The sequence below is a fragment of the Mycolicibacterium thermoresistibile genome (assembly GCF_900187065.1).
GTDB classification, from domain to species: domain Bacteria; phylum Actinomycetota; class Actinomycetes; order Mycobacteriales; family Mycobacteriaceae; genus Mycobacterium; species Mycobacterium thermoresistibile.
Genome location: NZ_LT906483.1, coordinates 1,966,515 through 1,980,883, shown reverse-complemented (window position 1 = coordinate 1,980,883; position 14,369 = coordinate 1,966,515). Strand labels below are relative to the sequence as shown.

At 69.3% G+C, this 14,369-nt stretch carries 13 protein-coding genes and 1 pseudogene; 8 read left to right on the top strand and 6 right to left on the bottom strand.

Annotation, left to right across the window (positions count from 1 at the left end; all coding sequences use genetic code 11):
* Positions 1-53 precede the first annotated feature (53 nt).
* Complete coding sequence (locus tag CKW28_RS09250) at positions 54-1,853, top strand: AMP-dependent synthetase/ligase (protein WP_003924735.1); 1,800 nt, start codon at positions 54-56, stop codon at positions 1,851-1,853.
* Between the two features lie 25 nt (positions 1,854-1,878).
* Here the strand turns inward: CKW28_RS09250 and CKW28_RS09245 are convergent, their stop codons facing one another.
* The 4 genes from CKW28_RS09245 to CKW28_RS09230 all read right to left on the bottom strand — a co-directional run bounded on the left by CKW28_RS09245 (position 1,879) and on the right by CKW28_RS09230 (position 5,466).
* Positions 1,879-3,021, bottom strand: a complete 1,143-nt coding sequence (locus CKW28_RS09245) for a glycosyltransferase family 4 protein (RefSeq protein WP_040546394.1) — start codon at positions 3,019-3,021, stop codon at positions 1,879-1,881.
* Between the two features lie 10 nt (positions 3,022-3,031).
* Complete coding sequence (locus CKW28_RS09240) at positions 3,032-3,949, bottom strand: peptidase (RefSeq protein ID WP_003924733.1); 918 nt, start codon at positions 3,947-3,949, stop codon at positions 3,032-3,034.
* Entirely contained in the window at positions 3,918-5,048 is a 1,131-nt protein-coding gene (gene ripC, locus CKW28_RS09235; protein WP_003924731.1) for a peptidoglycan hydrolase RipC, read from the bottom strand. Before ripC ends, CKW28_RS09240 begins: the two co-directional genes overlap by 32 nt.
* A gap of 154 nt (positions 5,049-5,202) precedes the next feature.
* On the bottom strand, positions 5,203-5,466 hold the full coding sequence (locus CKW28_RS09230; RefSeq protein ID WP_003924729.1) for a hypothetical protein: 264 nt from the start codon (positions 5,464-5,466) through the stop codon (positions 5,203-5,205).
* Positions 5,467-5,547: 81 nt separating this feature from the next.
* Here CKW28_RS09230 and CKW28_RS09225 point away from each other — a divergent pair.
* Positions 5,548-7,335 (top strand): annotated as a pseudogene (locus CKW28_RS09225) (DEDD exonuclease domain-containing protein); the annotation flags it as partial.
* On the opposite strand, the gene trpD reads toward CKW28_RS09225, so the two are convergent.
* The gene (gene trpD, locus CKW28_RS09220) at positions 7,273-8,355 is read right to left on the bottom strand and encodes an anthranilate phosphoribosyltransferase (RefSeq protein WP_081475445.1); all 1,083 of its coding nucleotides are present in this window, start codon (positions 8,353-8,355) and stop codon (positions 7,273-7,275) included. The pseudogene CKW28_RS09225 and the gene trpD sit on opposite strands and share 63 nt — an antisense overlap.
* A 68-nt stretch (positions 8,356-8,423) precedes the next feature.
* On the opposite strand from trpD, the gene ctaE reads away from it, so the two are divergent.
* From ctaE to qcrB, 4 genes are all read left to right on the top strand, one after another.
* On the top strand, positions 8,424-9,035 hold the full coding sequence (gene ctaE / locus CKW28_RS09215) for an aa3-type cytochrome oxidase subunit III (RefSeq protein WP_003924725.1): 612 nt from the start codon (positions 8,424-8,426) through the stop codon (positions 9,033-9,035).
* Positions 9,036-9,132: 97 nt separating this feature from the next.
* A complete protein-coding gene (gene qcrC / locus CKW28_RS09210) occupies positions 9,133-9,939 on the top strand; it encodes a cytochrome bc1 complex diheme cytochrome c subunit (RefSeq protein ID WP_003924724.1) in 807 nt (268 codons plus the stop codon).
* Between the two features lie 32 nt (positions 9,940-9,971).
* Entirely contained in the window at positions 9,972-11,171 is a 1,200-nt protein-coding gene (gene qcrA / locus CKW28_RS09205) for a cytochrome bc1 complex Rieske iron-sulfur subunit (RefSeq protein WP_003924722.1), read from the top strand.
* Positions 11,171-12,817 (top strand): cytochrome bc1 complex cytochrome b subunit, encoded by a 1,647-nt coding sequence (gene qcrB, locus CKW28_RS09200; RefSeq protein WP_003924720.1) that lies wholly within the window; start codon positions 11,171-11,173, stop codon positions 12,815-12,817. The genes qcrA and qcrB overlap by 1 nt, the downstream gene beginning before the upstream one ends.
* A 78-nt stretch (positions 12,818-12,895) precedes the next feature.
* Here the strand turns inward: qcrB and CKW28_RS09195 are convergent, their stop codons facing one another.
* Complete coding sequence (locus CKW28_RS09195) at positions 12,896-13,255, bottom strand: Rv2640c family ArsR-like transcriptional regulator (protein WP_003924719.1); 360 nt, start codon at positions 13,253-13,255, stop codon at positions 12,896-12,898.
* Between the two features lie 99 nt (positions 13,256-13,354).
* On the opposite strand from CKW28_RS09195, the gene CKW28_RS09190 reads away from it, so the two are divergent.
* Together CKW28_RS09190 and CKW28_RS09185 are read left to right on the top strand one after the other, a co-directional pair.
* Positions 13,355-13,834, top strand: a complete 480-nt coding sequence (locus CKW28_RS09190; protein WP_003924718.1) for an ArsI/CadI family heavy metal resistance metalloenzyme — start codon at positions 13,355-13,357, stop codon at positions 13,832-13,834.
* A 141-nt stretch (positions 13,835-13,975) separates the two neighbouring features.
* Complete coding sequence (locus CKW28_RS09185; protein WP_003924717.1) at positions 13,976-14,356, top strand: ArsR/SmtB family transcription factor; 381 nt, start codon at positions 13,976-13,978, stop codon at positions 14,354-14,356.
* Positions 14,357-14,369 lie beyond the last annotated feature (13 nt).

Genomic DNA, 14,369 nt, shown 5'->3' with positions numbered 1-14,369 from the left:
CGGGATGACTAGGCTGGTGTGACCGACGCCGCTGCAAGTAGAGAGGCTCGACTGTGCGTGAGTTTCACGAACCCGCCACCTTCACCGTGGGCGAGCGGGACAACATCGTCAGTGCCGTGTTCGACCACGAACGCGACGATCCGCAGCATGTCATCTTCCGACGCCGGATCGACGGGCGGTGGACCGATGTCACCTGCGCGCAGGCCGCCGAGCAGGTCCGCGCAGCCGCGTTGGGGCTGATCGCCGAGGGGGTGCAGCCCGGCGACCGGGTCGCGCTGATGTCGGCCACCCGCTACGAGTGGGTGATCCTGGACTACGCGATCCTGGCGGTCGGGGCGTTGACTGTGCCGATATTCGAGACCTCCTCCGCCGATCAGGTGCGTTGGGTGCTGCAGGACTCCGGCGCGGTGCTCGCGGTGGTGGAGACCGAGAAACACGGCCAACTGGTCAAGTCGGTGCAGGACGACGCCCCGGCGTTGCGCAAGACGCTGCTCATCGAGGGATCCGGCCCGACGGCGATCGACGAGCTCACCGCGGCCGGTTCGGGGGTGGACCGCGCCGAGTTGGACAACCGGCTGGCGGGCATCCGCGCGGCCGACCCGGCCACGCTGATCTACACCTCCGGCACCACCGGCCGCCCGAAGGGTTGTGTGCTGACCCATTCCAACCTGGTGCACGAGGTCCGCGCCGACCGGGACTGCTTCCCCACCCTGCTGGACAAGGGGCAGCGCATGCTGACCTTCCTGCCGCTGGCCCACGTGCTGGCCCGCGCGATCTCGATGGCGGCCTTCCACAGCAAGGTCACCCAGGGCTTCACCAGCGACCTGGCCAACCTGGTGCCACTGTTCGGCGAGTTCAAGCCGACGGCGGTGGTGTCGGTGCCGCGGGTGTTCGAAAAGGTCTACAACACCGCGGAATTGAACGCACAAGAGGGCGGCAAGGGCGCGATCTTCGCCCAGGCCGCGCGGACCGCGATCGATTGGAGCAAGGCGCTCGACACCGGCGGCCCCGGGCTGTGGCTGCGCGCCAAACATGCGTTGTTCGACAAGCTGGTGTACGGGAAGCTGCGTGCCGCGCTGGGCGGTGAGTGCCGGGCGGCGATCTCCGGCGGTGCGCCGTTGGGCGCCCGGCTCGGCCACTTCTTCCGCGGCGCCGGTGTCACCGTGTACGAGGGCTACGGGCTGACCGAGACCAGCGCCGCGATCACGGTGAACCGGATGGACGATCTGCGCATCGGCACCGTGGGCAAGCTCGTGCCGGGCTGCAGCATGAAACTCGCGCCGGACGGCGAGCTGCTGGTCAAGGGCGGCGTGGTGTTCAACGGCTACTGGCAGAACGAGGAGGCCACCAAGGAGGCGATCGTCGACGGCTGGTTCCACACCGGCGATCTCGGCAGCATCGACGACGACGGCTTCCTCACCATCGTCGGCCGCAAGAAGGAGATCATCGTCACCGCGGGCGGCAAGAACGTCGCCCCGGCGGTGCTGGAGGATCAGCTGCGCGCCCACCCGTTGATCAGCCAGGCGATGGCGGTGGGCGATCAGAAACCGTTCATCGGCGCGCTGATCACCATCGATCCCGAGGCCTTCGAAACCTGGAAGCAGCACCGCGGCAAGAACCCCGACGCCACCCTGGCGGAGATGACCGAGGATCCCGATCTGGTCGCCGAGATCGACGAGGCGATCCAGCAGGCCAACAAGGCGGTGTCGCGCGCCGAGGCGATCCGCAAGTTCCGGATCCTGCCGGTCGACTTCACCGTCGAGGACGGTGAACTGACCCCGACGCTGAAACTCAAGCGCGCGGTGGTGGCCGAGAAGTACGCGGCGGAGATCGAGAAGATCTACTCGTCCTGACGCCGGTGCCCGTCACACCGCAGCGTCACACCTGCAGCAGCCGGGCCAGCCGGTCGGCCTGGGTCTGCCACTGCCACTGCTGTACCACCCACTGCCGGCCGGCCGCGCCCATCGCGGCGGCCCGATCGGGATCGGACAGCAGATCGCCGACCGCCGTTGCGATCTCGCGTACGTCACGGCCGTCGACCACCAGCCCGGTTTCGCCGTGCCGCACGGTCTCCGGGGCGCCGCCGGACCGGCCGGCGACGACCGGCACCCCGGTGGCCGAGGCCTCCAGGTAGACGATGCCCAGCCCCTCGACGTCCAGACCGGCGCCGCGGGTCCGGCACGGCATCGCGAAGACGTCTGCCATCGCGTGGTGGGCGGGCAGTTCCTCGGCCGGGATACCCCCGGTGAACACCACATGCGCGGCCACGTCGTACCGATGCGCCAGGCGCTGCAACGCGGTCCGGTACGGGCCGCCGCCGACGATCACCAGCACCGCGTCGCCGACCCGCCGGCGGATCATCGGCAGGGCCCGGATGAGCATGTCCTGTCCCTTGCGGGGAACCAGCCGGGACAGACACAGCACGACCGGCCGCTCGCCCAGCCGGTAGCGGGTCCGCAGCGCGGTGCGGGCCACCGGGTCGGGTGCGAACCGGTCGATGTCCACCCCCGGCGGTACGTGTTCCAGGCCGGCCCGCGGGCCGAAGGCCGATGCGAACCGCCGCCGGGTGTACCGGCTGACGTAGGTCAGCACGTCGGTGTTGTCCCCGATGATGCGCAGTGCGTGCCGCGCCACCGGCAGCATCGACCAGCCGACCTCATGGCCGTGGGTGCTGGCGAGCACCCGGCGCGCGCCGGCGGCGCGGGCGGTGCCGGCCAACAGCGCCAGCGGTGCGGCGGCGCCGAACCACACCGTGTCGATCCCCTCGTCGCGGATCAGCCGCCGCATCCGGCGGGCCACCGACGGTTCGGGCAGCATGAGCGTGCCGGGGTGACGCACCACCCGGTAACCGGTGCGCGCCGCCTCGGCGTCGAAGTCGTCGGATCCGCGCCACCGCGGCGCGTACACCGTCACGACGTGCGACTGGGTCCGCACCAACCGGAGCACCAGTTCGTGCAGGTAGGACTGGATGCCGCCGGGACGCGGCGGAAAGTCGTTGGTGACGAGGAGAACCCGGCTCACCCCGGTCACGCTAGTCGGTCAGCCACCGGCGCCAACCGGCGAGCACCACATCGGGTTCGGCGCCGAGCGCGTCGCGCACCGCGGTCGCCACGTCACGGTGTCCGGGTCCGCAGGCCCGCAGATACAGATCGCGCAGGGCCGCCGGGCCGTACCGGTCGGCGACGTAACTGCTGAACCACCATGCGCGGTCGTAGGCGTGGGCGCGGACCGGTCCGGGGGTGTCGAGGTCGTCGTCGGTCGGCAGCCGGGTGGCCTGCGCCTCGGCGTCCGTCAACTCCGGCCGGCCGCCGGGCCGGGCCACGAAGTCCGCCACCCCCTCGGTGAGCCAGCGTGGCGCGTCGCCCGCCGTCCGCGGCAGCGCGGCGTGATGGAAAAGCTCGTGGCGCAACACCATCCGCAGCGCATCGGCGCTCATCCCGGCCGCGCCGGGAGCGAACACGATGCGCCCGTCGACGGCCGCGGCGGCGATGTCCGGCCCGCCGCCGGCCAGCGCGGTGAACTGCTCATCGGTGGCGGCCGCCGCGATCACGATCTCGCGGGACCAGTCGTCCCCCCAGAACGCGGTCACCGCAGCGGCCGCCGCGTCCAGTTCGGCGGCGATGCGGTTCAGCAGCCCGGCGGTGTGCGGTCCACCCAGATCCACCAACCGGGCCCGCCGACCGTCGGCCAGGACGCGTTCGGTGGGCGCCGCCGGCCCGGCGGGCACGGATTCGCCCGCGGCCAGCGCCGATTCCGACGGCGGTGACGGTGCGGGCGCCGCCGACGGGGAGCCGGGCCACACCACCACCGCCGCACCGACGAGCTCGGCGAGCAGGGCCAGCGTCAGCAGCCGGCGGCCGGCACCGGCGGATCCGGCACCGGTGGATCCGGCACCGGTGGATCCGGTACCGGCGGATTCAGTACCGGCGGATGTTGTAGATCGGCGCATTGTTCACCGGGGCGACCCGCACCGGTGTGCCGTAGGTCGAGGCATGCACCATCATCCCGTTGCCGATGTAGATCGCGGCGTGGGAGGCGTCGGAGTAGTAGGTGACCACATCGCCGGGTTGGATGTCGGCCATCGACACCGGCTGCCCACCGCGGGCCAGGGCCTGGCTGGAGTGCGGCAGATTGATCCCGGCGCCCTGCCGGAACGCCCACATGACCAGCCCGGAGCAGTCGAAGGCATTGGGGCCGGAACCACCCCACGAGTACGGGGAGCCGATCCGGCTCAGCGCGGCCTGCACGACGGTGGCACGGTCGTTCGACGGGCCGCCGGGGACGGCCGCCTCGGGGGCGAGGTCGCCGGGCGGGATGCCGGGCGCGGCCAGCACCTCGGTGTCGTGCTGTCCTGGCAACTCCCCGGTGGGGGTGCCGGGCGGCACCGGCGGCATCGCGGCCAGCGCCTCCCGTTGATCCGGGGTGAGCGCCTCGTACTGGGCCTTGACCACCTCGATCTGCTGCTGCAGCTCACTTTGCTTGGCTTGCAGCTCGGCGCGCACCGCGGCGGCCTGCTCGGCGGCGGTCCGGGCCTCGGCGGCCGACTTCGCGGACGCTTCGGCGGCCTTCGCGGCCTCCTCCTGGGCGAGCCGGAACCGGTGCATCTGCTCCGACATCTCGGTGGCCATCACCCGTTGCACGGCGAGCTGATCGATCAGCTGCTGCGGTGAGCGGGCGGTGAGGATCGCGTTGAAGCCGTCGGTACGGCCCCCCATGTACTGCGACGCGGCGAGCTTGTCGACCGCGGTCTGGTAGTTCGCCAGCTGAGCGGTGGCGGCGTCCGCGGCGGCGGCGTCCGCGGCGGCCTTCTCCTCGGCGGCACGCTGCGCAGCCAGCTTCTCCTCCAGGTCGAGCCGGGCGGAGTGCATCGCCTCTGTGGTCTGTTCGGCTTGCCGCGACAGCTCCTGCAGCTTTGCCAGCGCGTCATCGGCAGGGTCTGCGTGCCCGGGGGCCGCGATACCGGTGGCCAGTAACGTCAGGCCGGCGATCAGTGCGATGAGGGGTCGATGAACAGAACGGATGATCCGGTGCGCACGGTCGATCCTCAACGTATTGCGTCCTTACAGCTACCGGGTTTCTGGCCGCTCCGAACCGCGAAAAGGTCTCGAACAGGTTACGAAACGGCATCGGGCTTGTCCAACAGAGACGCAAATCTAACAGCCCTGAAGAAGAATTTTCCGGCCATCTCCCCGGCGCGTGTCGTCAGGCAACGCCGGATCCGCGGCCACGGTGAACCGGTACGAGCCGCAGTCTGGGGGCCAGACCGGCCTCGGCCAGCACTTCCAGCGCCCGCCGTTCATCCTCCAGCAAACTGTCCGGCACCCCGAGCAGCACACTGACGACACAGTCGGTGCATCCCGGGCCGCGCACCGCGCAGTGATCACAGTCGATGACTACGGTCCCTTCGTCCCCTTCGTCCCGGTCCTGCGGGCGGGGACGGTCGGTGAGGCTCTCGTCTGGCGTCATGGTGTTCCTTTCGTCCGGTGTTGCCGGGCACGCTAACGACACGCACCGACAGATCCGGCCGGCGCGTGTCGCGGTGTGGGGATGTCGGTGGGCGTCCCTAGCGTCATCGCCATGGGCCAGCTGGCGTTCGATCTGGACGCTGTCCCGCTGCGGGACACCACGTTCGTCGTCGTCGACCTGGAGACCACCGGCGGCCGCTCCAGCGGCGAGGATCCCGACGCGATCACCGAGATCGGCGCGGTCAAGGTGCGCGGCGGTGAGGTGCTGGGCGAGCTGGCCACACTGGTGGACCCGGGCCGCAGCATTCCGCCGCAGATCGTCGCGTTGACCGGGATCACCTCGGCGATGGTGTACGACGCCCCGCCGATCGAATCGGTGCTGCCGACGTTTCTGGAGTTCAGCCGCGGCGCGGTGCTGGTCGCCCACAACGCCGGCTTCGACATCGGATTCCTGCGCGCCGCGGCCGAACGCTGCGGCATCGACTGGCCCCGCCCGCAGGTGCTGTGCACGGTGCGGCTGGCCCGTCGGGTGCTCACCCGCGACGAGGCGCCCAGTCTGCGGTTGGCGGCGCTGGCCCGGCTGTTCGGGTCGCCCACCACACCCACGCACCGTGCGCTCGACGACGCCCGCGCCACCGTCCACGTGCTGCACGGGCTGATCGAACGGGTCGGCAACCAGGGGGTGCACACCTTCGCCGATCTGCAGGCGTATCTGCCCGATGTCACGCCCGCGCAGCGGCGCAACCGCGGTCTGGCCGACCGGCTGCCCCGCTGTCCGGGGGTGTATCTGTTCCGCGGGCCGGGCGGCGAGGTGCTCTACGTCGGCACGGCGGTGGACCTGCGGCGCCGGGTCCGCCAATACTTCACCGGCGCCGATCCGCGGCCCCGGATGAAGGAGATGGCCTCGCTGGCCACCGCGGTCGACCACGTCGAATGCGCTCACGACCTCGAGGCCGGGGTGCGGGAGCTGCGGCTGCTGGCCGCCCACGCGCCGCCCTACAACCGCCGCTCCAAGTTCCCGCACAAGTGGTGGTGGATCACCTTGACCGACGAGGCGTTTCCGCGGTTCTCCGTGGTCCGCACCCCGCGCCACGACCGGGTGATCGGACCGTTCCGGTCCCGCGCGGACGCCGCCGACACCGCCGACGTGCTGGCCCGGTTCACCGGGGTCCGCACCTGCACCACCCGGCTGGGCCGCTCGGCGCTGCACCGCTGCCCGGAACGGGAGGTCGCCCCCTGCCCCGCCCCCCAGGGCGCCACCCCGGTCGGCTACGCGGCCGCCACCGCACGTGCGGCCGACCTGATCGAGGGCGCCGACAGCGGTCCGCTCACCGCGATGCTGGCACAGATCACCGAACTGGCCGCTCGCACCCGCTACGAATCGGCCGCCCGACTGCGGGACCACGCCGCCACCACGATCGAGACGCTGTGGCGCGGGCAGCGGCTGCGGGCGCTGGCCGCGGTCACCGAAATGGTGGCCGCCTGCCCGGACGGCGCCGGCGGCTGGCATCTCGCGGTGATCCGGCACGGTCAGCTCGCCGCCGCGGGCACCGCCGCCCGCGGTGTCCCGCCGATGCCGGTCGTCGACGCGCTGTGCGCGGGTGCTCAGACGATCCTGCCGAACCCCGGGCCGCTGGGCGGCGCGCTGGTCGAGGAGACCGCGCTGATCGCCCGCTGGCTCGCCCGGCCCGGGGTGCGGATCGTGCGGGCGGATCCGGGGTATGCCACCCCGGTCAACGCGGCCGGACGGTGGGCGGCGTGGGCCGCGACGGCCCGGTCGGCCCGGATGGCCGCCGAGCAGACGCCGTCAGAGCTGCTGACCGAACCGCACCCAACGCGCGAGCAGTTGTTCGGCCGCCCCGGAGTCGATCGCCTCGGTGGCGCGGGCCAGGCCGGATTCCCACGCCGGCACCCATTTGGCGTCGCTGGATAGACCGGCGTGCGCCACCATCGCCCCCGCGGCGTTGAGGATCACCGCGTCGCGCACCGGGCCCTTGGCGCCGCCCAGCACCGCGCGCACCTCGGCGGCGTTGGCCTGCGCATCCCCACCGACCAGCGCGGACAGATCGGCGCGTGGGAAACCGAACGCGGCCGGATCGAAGGTGAGCCGCTCGACGGTTCCGGCCTGCACCCGCCAGATGGTGCTCGTCGTGGTGGTGGTGAGCTCGTCGAGTCCGTCATCACCGTGCACCACCAGCACGCTGGAGCCCCGGGTGGCGAACACGCCGGCCATCACCTCGGCCAGATCCGCCCAGGCGCAACCGATCAGGCCCGCGCGCGGGGCGGCCGGGTTGGTCAGCGGGCCGAGCAGGTTGAACACCGTCGGCACGCCGATCTCGCGCCGCACCACCGACGCGTGCCGGTAGGACGGGTGGAACTGCGGCGCGAACGCGAACCCGATGCCCACCTCGCGCACACTGCGCTGCACCTCCTCGGGGCTCAGGTCGATCCGCACCCCGAGCGCCTCGAGAGTGTCGGCGCCGCCGGACAGCGACGACGCGGCCCGGTTGCCGTGCTTGACCACCGGCACCCCGCACGCCGCCACCACGATCGCCGCCATCGTCGACAGGTTGACCGTGTTGTGCCCGTCGCCACCGGTGCCGACGATGTCGACGGTGTCGGTGCCGATCTCGTCGGTGGGCACCCGGCGGGCGTGCGACAGCATGATCTCGGCCAGCTCGTGCACCTCGGCGGGGGTGGGCCGCTTCATCCGCAACGCCACCGCGAACGCCGCGATCTGGGCGGGTGTCGCCGCGCCGGTCATGATCTGGTCCATGGCCCAGGCGGCATGCCCGACCGGGAGCGACTCGTTGGTGGTCAGGCGGGCCAGGACGGACGCCCACGCCGGAGTGTCGGCCAGCGTCATCGGCCGAGGTTGAACGGATGCCATTGACCGATTATCGCTAATTGCGCGACCCGGGTGGAGATCACCAACTACAAAGCGTCATACTTCATGATGTGACGACCGCTGTTGGGACCTCCGGAACCGCAATTACGTCGCGCGTTCATTCGCTGAACAGGCCAAACATGGTCAGTGTCGGGACCATCGTCTGGCTCTCCAGTGAGTTGATGTTCTTCGCTGGACTGTTCGCGATGTACTTCGTGGCGCGTGCTCAGGCTGGCGGCGACTGGCCGCCACCCCCGACACACCTCAACCTGTGGCAGGCCGTACCGGTGACGCTCGTGCTGATCGCGTCCTCGTTCACCTGCCAGTTGGGTGTGTTCGCCGCCGAACGCGGCGACGTGTTCGGCCTCCGCCGCTGGTATCTGATCACGCTGGCGATGGGGACCTTCTTCGTACTCGGGCAGGGCTACGAGTACGTCGAGTTGGTCAAGGCCGGAACCACCATCTCGAGCAGTGCCTTCGGCTCGGTGTTCTACATGGCCACCGGCTTCCACGGCCTGCACGTCATCGGCGGTCTGGTGGCGTTCGTGCTGTTGTTGTTCCGCACCAAGATGAGCAAGTTCACGCCGGCCCAGGCGACCGCGGCGATTGTGGTCTCGTACTACTGGCACTTCGTCGACATCGTCTGGATCGCGCTGTTCGCCACCATCTACTTCGTCCGATGATCGCCGCCCAGCTCGCCGATCGGACTCGGACTGATGAGCCCAGCGGCAGGACGCCGCGATGAGCTCCCAGCATCCACAGCCGAATAGAAGGGGTTCGATGACCGACAAGTCCCGCCGCCGGCTGCGCCGACGCATATCAGCAGGCATCCTGCTGCTGTTCGGGCTGACAGTCGCCGGTGGCCTCGCGGCCACCTTTACGCCCACGCCACAGGTGGCAGTGGCCGACGAAGCACAGTCGGCGCTACTGCGCACCGGCAAGGAGCTGTACGAGACGTCGTGCATCAGCTGCCACGGCGCCAACCTGCAGGGGGTGTACGACCGCGGACCCAGCCTGATCGGTGTGGGCGAGGCCTCGGTGTACTTCCAGGTTTCCACCGGCCGGATGCCGGCGAAGACCGGTCAGGCCCAGGCGCCGGAGAAGACCCCCGACTTCGACCAGGCCCAGATGGACGCGCTCGGCGCCTACATCCAGGCCAACGGCGGCGGCCCCACCGTGGTGCGCGACGCCAACGGTGAGATCGCGCAGCAGTCGCTGATCGGTGACAACGTCGCACGCGGCGGCGACCTGTTCCGGATGAACTGCGCCTCCTGCCACAACTTCACCGGTCGCGGTGGCGCCCTGTCGTCCGGCAAGTACGCGCCGGACCTCGACAACCTGGAGCCGGCCCAGATCTACACCGCGATGCTGACCGGTCCGGAGAACATGCCCAAGTTCTCCGATCGGCAACTCTCCCCGGAGGACAAGGCCGACATCATCGCCTACGTCCAGCAGGCCACCAAGGCCGGTAACCCCGGCGGCTACGGCCTCGGCGGGTTCGGGCCGGTCGGCGAAGGCATGGCGATTTGGATCATCGGAACGGTGGCCGTCATCGCCGCCGCTCTGTGGATTGGAGCTCGGGCATGAGTGATCAGCGTGAAGCCGACGGTGGATCGCGTATGACCGACGACGTCAAGGGCACCGACACCCCGGGTCAGCTCGGGGTTCCGGGCCAGCCCACGGAAGCCGAACTGGCCCAGATGTCCCGCGAGGAGCTCCTTGAGCTCGGCGGCAAGCTCGACGGCGTCCAGACGGTGTTCAAGGAGCCGCGCTGGCCGGTGCCGGGCACCAAGGCCGAGAAGCGCGCCGAGCGCCAGGTCGCGTTCTGGCTGATGCTCGGTGGTTTCTCCGGTCTGGCCCTGCTGCTGATCTTCCTGTTCTGGCCGTGGGAGTACCGCCCGCTCGGTGACGAGGGGGCGTGGATCTACAACCTGACCACCCCGCTGTACGGGCTGACCTTCGGGTTGTCGATTCTGTCCATCGGCATCGGTGCGGTGCTGTACCAGAAGAAGTTCATCCCGCACGAGATCTCGATCCAGGAGCGGCACGACGGCCGTTCCCCCGAGATCCACCGCAAGACCATCGTGGCCAACCTGACCGATGCGCTGGAAGGCTCGACGATCAAGCGGCGCAAGGTGATCGGCCTGTCGCTGGGGCTGGGCCTCGGCGCCTTCGGGCTGGGCACGCTGGTGGCGTTCGTCGGCGGTCTGGTGAAGAACCCGTGGAAGCCGGTGGTGCCGACCGCCGAGGGGAAGAAGGCCGAGCTGTGGACCTCGGGATGGACCCCGCGCTACCCGGGCGAGACGATCTACCTGGTCCGCTCCACCGGCGCCGTCGGGACCGCCCCGTTCCAGAAGGTGCGGCCCGAGGACATCGACGCCGGCGGTATGGAGACCGTGTTCCCGTGGCGGGAGTCCGACGGTGACGGCACCACCCCGGAGTCCGCGCACAAGCTGACCGAGATCGCGATGGGCGTCCGCAACCCGGTCATGCTCATCCGGATCCGCCCGCAGGACATGCCGCGGGTGGTCAAGCGCAAGGGCCAGGAGAGCTTCAACTACGGCGAGTTCTTCGCCTACACCAAGGTCTGCTCGCATCTGGGCTGCCCGGCATCGCTCTACGAGCAGCAGACGCACCTGCTGCTGTGCCCGTGCCACCAGTCGCAGTTCGACCTGCTGCACTACGCGAGGCCCGTGTTCGGTCCTGCTGCTCGCGCGTTGGCGCAGCTGCCGATTACCGTGAACGAAGACGGGTATCTCGTCGCCAACGGTGACTTCATCGAGCCCGTTGGACCGGCATTCTGGGAACGGAAGTCATAATGAGTCCGAAATTGGCTGAGATCGCCGCCAAGCAGGGCGAAGCGATCGATTCTCGGTACCACCCGTCAGCGGCAGTACGACGGCAGCTGAACAAGGTCTTTCCCACCCACTGGTCGTTCCTGCTGGGTGAGATCGCCCTGTACAGCTTCATCGTGCTGATCATCACGGGCATCTATCTCACGCTGTTCTTCGACCCGTCGATGGCGCACGTGGTCTACGACGGGGTGTACCAGCCCCTGCGCGGTGTGGAGATGTCGCGGGCCTATGAGACCGCGCTGAACATCAGCTTCGAGGTGCGCGGCGGGTTGTTCGTGCGCCAGATCCACCACTGGGCGGCGCTGCTGTTCGCCGCGGCGATCATGGTGCACCTGGCGCGGGTGTTCTTCACCGGCGCGTTCCGCCGGCCGCGTGAGGCCAACTGGGTGATCGGCTGCCTGCTGTTGATCCTGGCGATGTTCGAGGGCTTCTTCGGCTACACCCTGCCCGACGAGCTGCTGTCGGGCACCGGGCTGCGGGCCTCGTTCTCCTCGATCACGCTGGGCATGCCGGTGATCGGCACCTGGCTGCACTGGATGCTGTTCGGTGGGGACTTCCCGGGCAACATCATCATCCCGCGGATGTACGCCCTGCACATCCTGATCCTGCCGGGCATCATGCTGGCCCTGGTCGGCGCCCACCTGGCGCTGGTGTGGTTCCAGAAGCACACCCAGTTCCCCGGTCCGGGCCGCACCGAGACCAACGTGGTCGGTGTCCGGGTGATGCCGGTGTTCGCGGTGAAGTCGGGCGCGTTCTTCGCGATGACGGTCGGTGTGCTCGGCATCATGGGCGGGCTGCTGCAGATCAACCCGATCTGGAACCTCGGCCCGTACCGTCCGTCACAGATCTCCGCGGGTAGCCAGCCGGACTTCTACATGATGTGGACCGAGGGCATGGCCCGTATCTTCCCGCCGTGGGAGATCTACATCGGCAACTACACCATTCCGGCGTCGACCTGGGTGGCGTTGGCGATGGCCGTGGTGTTCATCGGGCTCATCGTCTATCCCTGGGTGGAGAAGAAGCTGACCGGCGACGACGCTCACCACAACCTGCTGCAGCGTCCGCGTGATGTGCCGGTGCGTACCGGTATCGGCGCCGCCGCGATCTCGTTCTACCTGCTGATGACCCTGGCGGCGATGAACGACGTCATCGCGTGGAAGTTCCACATCTCGCTGAACGCGACGACGTGGATCGGCCGGATCGGCATGGTGGTGTTGCCGGCGATCGTCTACTTCGTCGCCTACCGGTGGGCGGTCAGCCTGCAGCGCAGCGACCGCGAGGTGCTCGAGCACGGCGTGGAGACCGGCATCATCAAGCGGCTCCCCCACGGCGCCTACATCGAGCTGCATCAGCCGCTCGGACCGGTTGACGAGCACGGTCACCCGATTCCGTTGGAGTACCAGGGCGCTCCGGTGCCCAAGCGGATGAACAAGCTGGGCGCCGGCGGTGTGCCGGGTACCGGCAGCTTCATCACGCCGGACCCGATCTCCGAACACGAGGCGCTGGTCGAGGCGGCCCATGCTTCGGAACGGAAGGCGCTGGCCGCGCTGGAGGAATATCAGGAGAACCTCCGAGACGGTCAGGGCAACGGCGAGGTCGCCCGGCGCTGACCCGATCAGCTGAACGAGACCCGCCCCGGCACACTGCCGGGGCGGGTTTCGTTTTCTGGCGGCTCTGTTCGAAGCCCGCTACGTGCAGCAGTTCGGGTCGAGCACCACACACAACGCCTGCAGCGCGTCCGGGCGCACCCGGTGAAAGACGTTCATTCCGCGGCGGTCTGAGATCACCAGCCCGGCCTTGCGCAGCTGGCCGAGGTGATGGCTGACAGTGGACTCACCCAGGCTCAACTTCGCCGCCAGCTGCCCGCTGGTCTTCTCCCCTCCGTCGGCGCTGAACAGAAACGACACGATCTTGACCCGGACCGGATCGGCGATCGCCTTGAGCCGCAACGCGATCTGCAGCGCGTCCTCGTCGCTGACCGGACCCGCGGCCACCGGCTCGCAGCACACCGGACTGGACATGTCGATCACGGGCAACGGTTTGGGCATGAAATTCCTCCCGGCAGCTTCTTGACATATATCGAAATAGCGCGCACGCTTGGTTCGGCGCCATTTCGACATATATGACAATCCTAGTGGAGGACGATCATGTCCCGTGTCCAGTTAGCGCTCAACGTCGACAATCTCGACGACGCCATCGAGTTCTACACCACCTTGTTCAACACCCCCCCGGCGAAGGTCAAACCCGGATACGCCAACTTCGCGGTCACTCAACCGCCACTGAAGCTGGTGCTGATCGAAAACCCCGGCATCGGCGGCACGCTCAACCACCTCGGCGTCGAGGTGGACTCCAGTGAGCGGGTGCACGCCGAGATCGCCCGGCTCAGCGGCGCCGGGTTGGTCACCGCGGAGGAGATCAACACCACCTGTTGTTTCGCCACCCAGGACAAGGTCTGGGTCACCGGGCCGGCCGGCGAAAAGTGGGAGGTGTACACCGTGCTGGCCGACTCGGAAACCTTCGGCAGCAGCCCGCAACACCGCCAGGCCGACGCCGACGGCGCGCAGTGCTGTGGTGACACATCCACCGCGGAGGCCGACCGACCAGCCGATACCGCGGCCTGCTGCTGACGACGCGGCCTAACGGGCCAGGTGGTCACCGTTGCGGCGGTGGCCACCTGGCCTACGGCCGCCGCCCGGCGAGGGATCCCGACCGCAATGTTCACCACGCGTTCACTTGACGACGGATTCGACGACTATCAATATAGATATATGTCGAAGTCGCTGTGGGAGTCGATAGATGGGGCGGCGACCTGCCCGCCGGCCGCACTGCTGCGGGAACCACTGTCGGCGGCCGAGGCCGCGGACGTGGCAACCACCCTCAAGGCGCTGGCCGATCCCGTACGCCTGCAGTTGTTTTCCGCGATAGCCAGCCATGCCGGCGGCGAAGCCTGCGTCTGCGACATCTCGACCGGTCTCGAGGTGTCGCAGCCGACGGTGTCGCACCACCTCAAGGTGTTGCGTGAGGCCGGCCTACTGACGTCCGAACGGCGCGGCTCATGGGTCTACTACGCGGTGGTGCCCCAAGCGTTGGCGAGCCTGTCGGCACTGCTCGGCGCCACCGGCACCGCACCCGTCGGGGCGCCGCGGTGACCGCCGCTGCCCC

What these genes read in the sequence shown, in the direction of transcription:
- CKW28_RS09240 (WP_003924733.1), bottom strand. Translation starts at nt 3,949, where the DNA reads ATGCGCCGATCTACAACATCCGCCGGTACTGAATCCGCCGGTACCGGA.
- CKW28_RS09230 (WP_003924729.1), bottom strand. Translation starts at nt 5,466, where the DNA reads ATGACGCCAGACGAGAGCCTCACCGACCGTCCCCGCCCGCAGGACCGG.
- trpD (WP_081475445.1), bottom strand. Translation starts at nt 8,355, where the DNA reads ATGGCATCCGTTCAACCTCGGCCGATGACGCTGGCCGACACTCCGGCG.
- qcrC (WP_003924724.1), top strand. Translation starts at nt 9,133, where the DNA reads ATGACCGACAAGTCCCGCCGCCGGCTGCGCCGACGCATATCAGCAGGC.
- qcrA (WP_003924722.1), top strand. Translation starts at nt 9,972, where the DNA reads ATGACCGACGACGTCAAGGGCACCGACACCCCGGGTCAGCTCGGGGTT.
- qcrB (WP_003924720.1), top strand. Translation starts at nt 11,171, where the DNA reads ATGAGTCCGAAATTGGCTGAGATCGCCGCCAAGCAGGGCGAAGCGATC.
- CKW28_RS09195 (WP_003924719.1), bottom strand. Translation starts at nt 13,255, where the DNA reads ATGCCCAAACCGTTGCCCGTGATCGACATGTCCAGTCCGGTGTGCTGC.
- CKW28_RS09190 (WP_003924718.1), top strand. Translation starts at nt 13,355, where the DNA reads ATGTCCCGTGTCCAGTTAGCGCTCAACGTCGACAATCTCGACGACGCC.
- CKW28_RS09185 (WP_003924717.1), top strand. Translation starts at nt 13,976, where the DNA reads ATGTCGAAGTCGCTGTGGGAGTCGATAGATGGGGCGGCGACCTGCCCG.